This is a genomic window from Pseudomonas sp. NPDC096925, assembly GCF_044762545.1.
GTDB lineage: Bacteria > Pseudomonadota > Gammaproteobacteria > Pseudomonadales > Pseudomonadaceae > Aquipseudomonas.
This window is the reverse complement of record NZ_JBIWEM010000016.1, coordinates 18,497-29,437: the sequence shown is the minus strand read 5'-3', so window position 1 is coordinate 29,437 and position 10,941 is coordinate 18,497. Positions and strand designations below refer to the sequence as shown.

At 65.6% G+C, this 10,941-nt stretch carries 6 protein-coding genes; all 6 read right to left on the bottom strand.

All coding sequences use genetic code 11. The features are described from left to right. Positions 1-664: 664 nt before the first annotated feature. The 6 genes from ACIQYU_RS25995 to ACIQYU_RS25970 are packed head-to-tail and all read right to left on the bottom strand — an operon-like array spanning position 665 to position 10,938. The gene (locus ACIQYU_RS25995; RefSeq protein ID WP_233688322.1) at positions 665-2,305 is read right to left on the bottom strand and encodes a fatty acid--CoA ligase; all 1,641 of its coding nucleotides are present in this window, start codon (positions 2,303-2,305) and stop codon (positions 665-667) included. Between the two features lie 11 nt (positions 2,306-2,316). Then, a complete protein-coding gene (locus tag ACIQYU_RS25990) occupies positions 2,317-4,095 on the bottom strand; it encodes an acyl-CoA dehydrogenase C-terminal domain-containing protein (protein ID WP_402802735.1) in 1,779 nt (592 codons plus the stop codon). After that, positions 4,088-6,553: an RND family transporter gene (locus ACIQYU_RS25985; RefSeq protein WP_233688324.1), complete on the bottom strand. Its 2,466-nt coding sequence runs from the start codon at positions 6,551-6,553 to the stop codon at positions 4,088-4,090. Before ACIQYU_RS25985 ends, ACIQYU_RS25990 begins: the two co-directional genes overlap by 8 nt. 15 nt (positions 6,554-6,568) lie before the next feature. Next, the gene (locus tag ACIQYU_RS25980; RefSeq protein WP_233688325.1) at positions 6,569-7,564 is read right to left on the bottom strand and encodes a YCF48-related protein; all 996 of its coding nucleotides are present in this window, start codon (positions 7,562-7,564) and stop codon (positions 6,569-6,571) included. 21 nt (positions 7,565-7,585) lie between these two features. Then, a complete protein-coding gene (locus ACIQYU_RS25975) occupies positions 7,586-8,944 on the bottom strand; it encodes a DUF1329 domain-containing protein (RefSeq protein ID WP_207837261.1) in 1,359 nt (452 codons plus the stop codon). Between the two features lie 38 nt (positions 8,945-8,982). Further along, on the bottom strand, positions 8,983-10,938 hold the full coding sequence (locus ACIQYU_RS25970) for a DUF1302 domain-containing protein (RefSeq protein WP_207837258.1): 1,956 nt from the start codon (positions 10,936-10,938) through the stop codon (positions 8,983-8,985). Positions 10,939-10,941: the final 3 nt, after the last annotated feature.

Sequence of the window (10,941 nt, the reverse complement as noted above, 5' to 3'; positions counted from 1 at the left end):
GGCCTGAGTCCCGTGGCATACAGGAATCAGGCCGCAGCAGCCTAATCAAAGATTGTCCAACAAATGGGGCGCACCTCAACCTGTGGGAGCGGGTTTACCCGCGAACACCGGCGTAGCCGGTGCCATCCACCGCGTCGCCTGCTTCGCGGGTGAACCCGCTCCCACAGGGCCCCCACCAGCCGAAGGAGCGCGCCATACCTGTGGGAGCGGGCGCGCCCGCGAACACCGGCGCAGCCGGTGCCATCCACTGCGTCGCCTGCTTCGCGGGTGAACCCGCTCCCACAGGGCCCCCACCAGCTGAAGGAATGCGCCATACCTGTGGGAGCGGGCGTGCCCGCGAACACCGGCGTAGCCGGTGCCATCCACCGCGTCGCCTGCTTCGCGGGCATGCCCGCTCCCACAGGGCCCCCACCAGCTGAAGGAGTGTGTTGTACCTGTGGGAGCGGGTTTACCCGCGAACACCGGCGTAGCCGGTGCCATCCACCGCGGCCTGCTTCGCGGGCATGCCCGCTCCCACAGGGCCCCCACCAGCTGAAGGAATGCGCCATACCTGTGGGAGCGGGTTTACCCGCGAACACCGGCGCAGCCGGTGCCATCCACCGCGTCGCCTGCTCCGCGAGCATGCCGGCTCCCACAGGTGCCCATCAGCCAGTCCTGTCAGCGTTCAGAGAAATGCCTGCCGGATCCGCTTCTTGTCGATCTTGCCAACGCTGGTCTTGGGGATCTCGTCCACGCAACGCAGCTGCCGCGGTATCGCCCATTTGTTCAGGTGCCCGCTGTCGACAAACGGCTGCAGGTGCCCGGCCAATGCCGCCTGATCGAACTGCATGCCGTCACAACGGACCACCAAGGCCAACGGTTGTTCACCCCACTGCGGGTCCGGAATGCCGATCACCGCCACCGACGCGACAGCCGGGTGCTGGCTGATCAGGTTTTCCAGCGCCACCGAGCTGACCCACTCGCCACCGGTCTTGATCACATCCTTGATCCGGTCACGAATACGCACCACACCCGCCGGGTCAATGCAGGCCAGGTCACCGGTGTGCATCCAGCCCCCCAGCCACAACGCGGCGCCCTGCTCCGGTTCGTGCAGGTAGCCCTGGGTCAACCATGGCGCACGCACCACGATTTCACCCAGGCTTTCACCATCGCGGGGCACATCATTGCCTTCAGCGTCGACGATGCGCAGGTCCACCAGGGCAATCGGCACACCGGCATCGATCCGCAGCGGCAACTGTTGCGCCATGGGCAGTGCCAGCAGGTCGGCGCTCAGATGGGTGATGCTGAGCAGCGGGCAGCTTTCCGACATGCCATAGCCACAATGCACACTGATGCCGCGCTCGCTGGCGCGTTGCGCCAGGCCCAGGGTCAGGGCACTGCCGCCCAGCAGCATTTTCCAGCCGGTCAGGTCGGCGCAGCGCCCTTCCTCGCTGTCCAGCATCATCTGCAGCACCGTGGGCACACAATGGGAGAACGTCACGCCCTCGTCGCGGTACAGACGCACCAGGCGATTGGGCTCGTAGCGCCCGGGATAGACCTGCTTGATGCCCAACGCCGTAGCCACATAGGGCACGCCCCAGGCATGCACGTGGAACATCGGCGTGATGGGCATGTAGACGTCGCCGCTGCGCAGCAGCGGCACCTCCCCACAGGCAGCCAGGGTGCCCTGCTCGACCAGGGTATGCAGCACCAGTTGCCGGTGGCTGAAGTACACGCCCTTGGGGTCGCCGGTGGTACCGCTGGTGTAGAACAGCGTGGCCAGAGAGTGCTCGTCGAAATCGGCGAAGTCGAACTGCGGCTCGGCAGCCGCCAGCAGCGCTTCGTACTCGCCCAGCAACGGCACGCCCTGCATCACGGGGCCGCCGTCACCAAGGCGGATGAAGCCCTCGACCGTCGGCAAGTCCTCGCGTAACTGCGCCATCAATGGCAGGAAGTCGTCATGCACCAGCACCAGGCGATCCTCGGCATGGTTCATGGTGTAGCGCACCTGCTCGGTGGACAGCCGTACGTTCACCGTGTGCAGCACCGCACCCAGCATCGGCACGGCAAAGAAGCACTCCAGCGCCCGGTGGCTGTCCCAGTCGAGCAAGGCCACGGTGTCGCCAGGCTTGACCCCGGCGGCGGTCAGCACATTGGCCAGCCGCTGGATGCGTTCGAGCAGCGTGGTGTAGGTGTAGCGCAGTTTGTCGGCGTAGACGATTTCCTGATTGGGCTGGTAGCGCACGCCCGACAGCAGCAGGCGCTTGATCAGCAGCGGATAGGCGTAGGCCTGCTCGGCCGCGGGCATGACGCGAGTGGTGATCATGTCGGCGGCCTTCACAGTTGCCCGGCCTCGAGCAGGTACAGGCTGTCGCTACCGGCCCTGACGCTGGCGCTCAGCGAGTGAATACGTGGCAGCAGGCGGGCAAAGTAGAACCGCGCGGTACCCAGCTTGCTCAGGTGGAACGGCTCGGGGGCCGCATGGTGTTGGCATGCCACGGCCATGCGTGCCCACAGGTAGGCGTAGAAGGTGTAACCAAACACCTGCAGGTACTCCACCGCCGCCGCGCCAAGCTCGCGCGGGTTGCCCTGGGCCCGGTCGAGCAACCAGTCAGTCAGCTCGTCGAGGTTGCGCACGGCGGCCAGCAATGGCGCGCCGAACTCTGCACATGCCGTGGGCAATGCCTCGGCAAAGGTGGTGATTTCGTCGGACACACTGCGATAGGCCTGGCCGCCATCGCCAAACAGCTTGCGCGCCACCAGGTCTAGCGCCTGGATACCATTGGTGCCTTCGTAGATCTGGGTGATGCGGCAGTCGCGGATCAGCTGCTCCTGGCCCCACTCACGGATATAGCCATGACCGCCCAGCACCTGCTGGCCGTGCACGGTGGTCTCCAGCCCCATGTCGGTGAGGAAGGCCTTGGCCACCGGTGTGAGCAGCGCCACCCTGGCTTCGGCCTGCGCGCGCACGACCGGGGCTTCACTGTATCTGGCCAGGTCCAGCTGCAGCGCCACATAGGTGGAAAAGGCCCGCCCGCCTTCGTTCAGCGCTTTCATGGTCAGCAGCATGCGCCGCACGTCCGGGTGGACGATGATCGGGTCAGCGCTTTGCTGCGGTGCTTCGGCGCCGTTCGGTGCACGGCCCTGCTGGCGGTCACGGGCATAGGCGATGGCACCCTGATAGGAGCGTTCGCCCAGGGCCAGGCCCTGGATACCTACGCCCAGGCGCTCGTAGTTCATCATGGTGAACATCGCGTTGAGGCCTTTGTTCGGCTCGCCCACCAGGTAGCCGATTGCACCGTCGAAGTTCATCACGCAGGTGGCCGAGGCCTTGATGCCCATCTTGTGCTCGATCGAACCGCAACTCACCGCATTGGCCTCACCCAGCGCGCCGTCGGCGTCAACCAGCACCTTGGGCACCAGGAACAGCGAGATGCCCTTGGGCCCGGCGGGCGCATCCGGCAGCCGCGCCAGTACCAGGTGGATGATGTTCTCGGTCAGGTCCTGCTCACCGCCAGTGATGAAGATCTTGGTCCCGCTGATGCGATAACGGCCATCGGCAACCGGCTCGGCGCGGGTGCGAATCAGGCCCAGGTCGGTGCCAGCATGCGGCTCGGTCAGGCACATCGAACCGGTCCAGCGCCCTTGGTACATGGGCGGCAGGTACAGCGCCTTCAACGGCTCGCTGGCATGGTTGAGCAGCGCCAGGCAAGCCCCGGCGGTCAGCATCGGGTACAGGCCGAACGACAGATTGGCGGCATTGAGCATTTCTTCGAGCTGGGCGCCGATCACTTTCGGCATGCCCATGCCCCCGTACTCAGGGGCGCCGGCCACGCCCACCCAGCCATCCGCGGCGAATGCCCGGTAGGCGTCAGCGAAGCCGTCGGGGGTACGCACCTGGCCGGCCTCCCAGCGGCAGCCCTGCTCGTCGCCACTGCGGTTGAGCGGCGCCACCACCTCGGCAATCAGCCTGCCGGCCTGTTCCAGCACGGCCCGGGCAGTGTCGCCATCGACCTGCTCGGCCAGGGCGGGCGTTTGTGCCCACCAGGCCGGGATGTCGAACACTTCGTTGAACAGAAAATCCATGTCGCGCAGTGGCGCAAGGTAATCAGACATGAGGCGAGCACTCGGTTTCTTGGGTTTGCGGAAGCGGCGTGGCCTGGGCCTCGGCAGGCGCCGGGGCGGCCTGGCCACGCAGGAGGAAATGCGACAATGCAGGGATCAGCACCAGCGCGCCGAGCATGTTCCACAGGAACATGAAGGTCAGCAGCAGGCCCATGTCGGCCTGGAACTTGATCGGCGACCAGGCCCAGCCGACCACGCCGGCCGCCAGGGTAATGCCGACCAGCCCCACCACCCGGCCGGTGAAGGCCACGGCTTTCCGGTAGGCCTGGGCCAGGCTCAGCCCGGCGCGCTGGTAGTGCAGCTGCACGCTGAGCAGGTACAGCGCGTAGTCCACGCCTATGCCCACGCCCAGGGCGATCACCGGCAAGGTGGCGACCTTGACGCCAATGCCCATGGCCACCATCAGCGCCTCGCACAGCACCGAGGTGAGCATCAGCGGCAGGATCGCCACCAGCGTGGCGCGCCAGCTGCGGAAGGTGAACAGGCAGAACAGCGTGACCGCCAGGTACACCAGCAACAGCATGCGGTGGTTGGCCTCGCGAACCACCACGTTGGTGGCGGCCTCGATACCGGCACTGCCGGCGGCCAGCAGGAACTGCTGTTCGGCGCTGCTGTTGGCCTGGGCAAAGCGCTCGGCCACGGCAGCCACCTGGGCCAGGGTGTCAGCGCGATGGTCCTTGAGGTAGGCGATTACCGGCATCAGCGAGCAGTCGTTGTTGAACAGCTCCGGGGCGTTGACCGAGGCCTGCTGGGCGGCGTAGTTGAGCACATCCTGGTTGCGCTGCAGGCTGTTCAGGCGCGGGTTGCCTTCGTAGGTGCCAGCGGTGATCTGGCGCACTGCGTTGGCCAGCGACACGGTGGTCTGCACACCCGGCAATTGCTGCAGCTGCCAGGCCAGGCGGTCGGCAAGGACCAGCGTCTGGTATTGCAGGCAGCCTTCCGGAGCGGTCTTGACCATGACCGCGAAGGTATCGCTGGACAGCGCGTAGTGCTGGGTGATGTAGGCGTTGTCGAGGTTGTAGCGGGAGTCGGCACGCAGCTCGGGGGCACCGCTGTCGAGGTCGCCGATTTTCAATTGCAGGCTGCCCCAGATGCCGATGGCGCCCAAGGCCAGGGCCACCAGCAGTGCGGCGCTGGCCCATTTGCGTTCGGTGAAGCGGTCGAGCAGGCTCCATGGATTGATTGGGGCTGCGTTGCAGCCCCAACGAGCATCAATTTCCAGTGCCCGCTCGGCAGCCTTGCGGCCAACACCTACATAAGACAGCGCCACCGGCATCAGCAGCAGCGAGGTGAAGATCAGTACCGCCACGCCGATGCTGGCGGTGATCGCCAGGTCCTGGATCACCGGGATGTCGATCAGCATCAACACGGCAAAACCCACCGCATCGGCCAGCAACGCGGTCACCCCGGCCACGAACAGGCGGCGGAAGGTATAGCGCGCCGCCACCTGGCGGTGGGTGCCACGGCCGATGTCCTGGAGGATGCCGTTCATCTTCTGCGCCGCGTGGGATACGCCAATGGCGAAGATCAGGAACGGCACCAGGATCGAATACGGGTCGATGGCGTAGCCCAGCCAGGCGACGATGCCCAGTTGCCACACCACCGCAGTCAGCGAACACAGCACCACCAGCAAGGTGCTGCGCACACAACGGGTATAGCAGTAGATGATCAGCAGGCTGGTCAGCACCGCCAGGGCGAAGAACGCCATCACCTGGATCAGCCCGTCGATCAGGTCACCCATCAGCTTGGCAAAGCCGATGACATGGATGCGGTACTGGCCGCTGGCCTGGTATTGGCTGCGCAGTTGTTCGAGCTTTTGCGAGAAGGCATGGTAGTCGAGGCCTTTGCCAGTGGCCGAGTCCTGGTCGAGCAGCGGCACGATCAGCATGCTCGACTTGAAGTCGCGCGCCACCAGGCTGCCGACGATGTTGGCGCGCTCGATGTTCTGCCGTAATTGTTCGATGTCACCCGCCACGCCCTGGTAACCGTCGGGCATCACCGGGCCGCCCTGGAAGCCCTCCTCGGTCACCTCGGTCCAGCGCACCGCCGGGCTCCACAGCGACTTCACCCAGGCCCGGTCCACGCCCTGGCTGAGGAACAGTTCGTCGTTGATGTGACGCAGGGTCTGCAGATAGCCCGGGTCGAAGATGTCGCCCTGGGTGTTCTCCACCACCACCCGCACTGCGTTGCCCAGGCCACGCAGCGATGGGCGGTTTTCCAGGTAGTTCTGGATGTAGGGATGGCTCTGCGGCAGCATCTTGTCGAAACTGGGGCGCAGCTCCAGGCGGGTCAGCGCCATGTAGCCCAGCACCAAGGTCGCCAGCAGCATGCACAGCAGGAACGGCAGGCGATGGTTGAACACCAGGCGCTCCAGGCCGTTGCCCGAGCGTGGGTCGAAATCGTCGAGATTACGGATTACCGGAAGGGTGTCTTGGCGGGTAGCGGCCATCAGGGTCTTCTCTTGTTATGGGTGCAGCGTGGGGTTACCGGCCTGGTTGCGCACGCCCCGCTCGCCGACCAGTACCAGGCCGTTGCCGGTATCGGTGGCGAGCGCGGTCACCGGGCCACGGGCGCTTTGCGGCACCGGGCGGAAGCTGGCGCCATCGTCCCGGCTGAGCAGCAGGTCGCCGGCCTGGCTGGCCAGCCACAGCTGGCCGTCACGGTCGACACCAGCGGCGGTGAGGCTGGTGTTCACACTGCTGCTGACTGCTTGCCATTGCTGGCCGCCGTCGGTGCTGCGGTAGGCATGCCCACGCAGGCCATAGACCAGCAGTACGCCGGGCTTGCCGACAGCCCCGAACAGCGTGCCGGCGTAGGGTGTTTCGACACGGCTGAAGCGCTCGCCGTCCTGCTTCAGCAGCAGGCCTTGCTCGCCGGTGATGTACAGCTCGTCCCCCACCGCGGCCAGGCTGGTCAGGTGCAGGCCTTGCGGGTTATCGCTGTGGTCGAGCCAGGGCTGCCAGTGCTCGCCGCCGTCAACGGTACGCAACAGCAGGTTGAACACTCCGACCGCATAGCCATTGCGGGCATCGCTGAACCACACGTCGAGCAAGGCATTGTCGCTACCCGTGCCCGGCAGTTGTTCGGCCAGCGCCCGGCCATCCAGCTGCTTCTGCCAGTGCACGCCGCCATCGCGGCTGTGCAGCACCACGCCATCGTGGCCCACTGCCCAGCCCAGTTCGGGCGTGGCGAAGCTCACGGCATTGAGGTCGGCGCTGACCGGCACCTGGGCTTGCTGCCAGTGCGCGCCGTGGTCATCGGAATACACAATGTGCCCACGCGGGCCCACCGCAACCAGGCGCTGCCCGGCTTGGGTTACGTCGCGCAAGGCGCTGCTGGCGACCAGGGCACTGGGCATGGCGGGCAGGTCCAGCACATCGGTGAAGGGCGCCGCCTGGGCCGCGCCCTGCAGCGCGGCCAAGGTCAGAACGACCACGCTGCATCGTTTGAAGACAGACATTGCCATCTATGCTCCGTGCGTTCAGCGGATGCCATTGCCGGCCAGCGACTCGGGCGACCACTGGGTTTTCGACAGCGGGTCGATGTAGCGGATGCCGCCGTAGGCTCCGACTACACCATTGAGGTTGTAGGTGCCGCCGATCAGGTCGTAGATCATGAACGGCGTGGCATCCGGGGTCTGTTTGTCGTAGCTCTGGGTGAGGAAGGCGAACGAGCCGCGGTACAGCTGGCCACGGGCGTCGTACTGGTCCGAGGCCAGGGCGATCCAGCTGTCTTCGTCGAGGTAGAAGCGGCGCTTGTGGTAGATATGCCGTGCACCGTCCTTGAGCTTGCCTTCCACCACCCACACCCGGTGTTTCTCCCAGCGCACGAACTGTGGCGCCAGGTGGTTGGGGGTGATCACCTGCTTGACGTCGGTGTTGTAGGTCAGCTGATAGGTGTTGTACGGCACGTACATTTCCTGCTTGCCGACCAGGGTCCAGTCGTAGCGGTCCAGCGCACCGTTGAAGACGAACACGTCATCGTAGGTACCCGAACCCGAGGTACCCGGGTTGGGCGTGTCGTATGCCAGGTTCGGTGCCAGCTTGACCCGGCGCTGGCCCGGCAGGTACTGCCAGGCGCTGCGTGGCTGCACCAGCGGGTTGGCGGCATCGCGCAGCATCATCGCTTCGCCGGCACGGCGTGCGGGCCCGGTGTACACCAGCTTCATCTGGTAGTAGGTGTCCTTGGCACCGATCGGCTTGGCCATGTCCTCGTAGATCGGGTAGCTGATATTGGCCTGGCCGGTGGTCGAGAGTGATGGCTTGCCGGCGGCGTCGACGTTCCACGAGTCGTACTTGGCAGTCATGCTCACGCCCTGGTAGCGCAGCAGGAAGTTCCACATGGCCTCGGCGCCGTTCTGCGGGATCGGGAACGGTATGCCGGGCAGCACGTTGTCTACCGCAGTGCCACCCTCCTTGCTGTTGGCGCCAGTGGCGTTCTTGCGGGTGTTGTCGAGTACCGCTTGCGGCAGCGCCACGCTACGGTGGGTCGGGTACACATCGACGCGGTAGCTGGGGTAGCGCTTGAGCAGTTCCAGGGTGGTGGCGGTCAGCTGGCCCTTGTACTGCTCGGCGTTCTTGCCATCGATGACCAGCAGCGGCTTGTCGCTGGCGAACGGGTCGGGGCGCATGCTGGCGCCGCTCTGGTAGCTGGCCGGCGGCGTCAGCAGGCCGCCCTGGTAGGCCGGGATCGAGCCATCGGCGTTGCCGGCCTTTTCCGCGCCAATGACGGTCAGGCTGGTGCCCAGGCGCGCGGCCTGGTCAGTGGAAACGGCGGCCTGGGCAGCACTCAGGGCGGCCAGTGACAGGCACGAGGCCAGCAGGGTACGTACGAAATTCATGATGGTTGTCTTCCTGTGTAGGCTGTAGGAAACATGACTCAGAAGGTCGTCTTGACGGTCAGGTACAGGGCGCCACGGTCCTCGGTGGTGGCACCACCGCCGGAGAAGGAGGCGTAGCCGCCGCCGTAGCAGGTGTAATCCTGTTCGCCGTCCAGGGCGTTGGGGGTGCTGCCGTCGGTCTGGCCGTCCTTGCAGGCCTTGGTCTCACCGAAACTGTCGACGTACTTGAGGTCGACGAAGTACTGGTTGTAGATCGCGGCGCTCACGCCTACCGCATAGTTGCCGGTGTTCTCGGCGCCACCGCCCTGCACCGGCGACACGCCGTCCAGACCAACGTTGACCGACAGCGGCATGCTCAGGTCCATGCCCGGCAGCACCTGGTACCAGGTAGGGGTAAAATTGACGGCGATGCCCCAGTTGTCGCGGGTGGCCTTGTCGATGCCGCGGTAGCTGCTCTTGCCCTTGTACAAGGCCTCGTTGTGGCTATCGAGCTTGAGCAGGTTGCTGTAGAACAGTTCGCCAAGCAGGGTTGCCGAATCGAACAGCGGCGTGTCACCAATGGTCATCAGGCCGTTCAAGGTCCAGTGCAGGGTGTCACCGGTGGCGCTCAGGCTGTCGCCATCCTTGGGCACGTCGTAGACCACCCCGCTGCCGGGCAGGCGTGCCGGCAGCAGGCCGAAGCCGCCGCCCAGGCCACCCTGGCCGGGGGCGCTGACGATTGCCGGGATGCTCGCCAGCGGCATGTTGTGGCGGATGTTCAGGTCGCTGCCGACACTGATGCCGCCCACATCCCTGGACAGGCTCAGGCCGTAGATGTCGATGTCGTCGGCGTAGGCGAACTGGTAGGTAGTGCTTTGCAGCGAGTTGTACAGGTTGCCGACAGCGCCCTGACGACTGCCCGGTGGGTTGCCGAACGGGCCGTTGGCGACGGTCATGCCACGTGCGTCGAGCCAGGCCTGCGGGAGAATTTCGGAGGTCTTGCGGTAGTAGAAGCCGAGGGTGCCGCCCAGCCACTCGGGCGACCACTTGGCCATGATGCCCCAGTCGCCGCTCTTGCCCGGTTTCAGGTCATGGCCACGGCGGATGGTGGTCAGCGCGCCGCGCACCGGGATCAGCCCCGGGGTGCCGGTGTGGCCGAGCAGGAAGCTTTGGGCGCCCTCGCCTACCACGTCCGAGCCACCATAGTAGGTACCGGCTTCGGGCAGGCGGGCTGCGTCCCAGTCGAAGAAGTACTGGGCGCCCAGGGTCAGTTCGGAGTTGACCAGGAACGAAGTCGACAGCTGGTTGCGCGGTACGAACAGCTCTTTGGCCTCGGTGCCCGGCGAGGCGGCCAGCTTGGCCAGATCGAGGCCGGACTGGCCGTAGCTCAGCGAATGCACCGGGTTGAGCAGGGTTTCACCCCAGAACAGGTTGTGCTGGCCCAGCTTGGCGCTGACCTGCGAGGCCTCGCCGACTTCACGGCTGAAGAACACGAAGGCATCCAGCACTTCACCGGACGGGCCGCTGTAGTAACGCTGGGCGTAGTTGCTCAGGTGCGGGCTGCCCAGCGGCACACCGGTGCCGGGCAAGCCATTGAGGCTGGGGTTGATGCCGGACTGGCCGCCGTTGCCGTTGACGAACGGGTTGCTATTGGAACCGGTGTTGTCATAGGCCTTGTCGTACCAGCTGGCGGTGCTGACGCGGAACCCGGTGTTGCCCTGGTAGACCACGTCCAGTTCGGTCAGCAGGTCGACCCGGTTGGTGATGTTGGTGCCGGCCTTGCGGAAGTTGTAGTCACCGTCGTTGCTGTTCGGCGTGCCCAGCATGCGCTTGTCGGCGCTTTCGGTGCGCACGCCATAGTTGTACTTGACGGTGTTGTCGAAGCGCACGGCCCAGTTTTCATTGCCGGTATCGACTTCGAACGCCTGGGCAGCGGGCAGCGTGAGCAGGCCGATGGCGCAGGCGAGCAGGCAGCGCTGTGGTTTCACAGCACGGTGAATGCGGTGTTCTGGCATTAC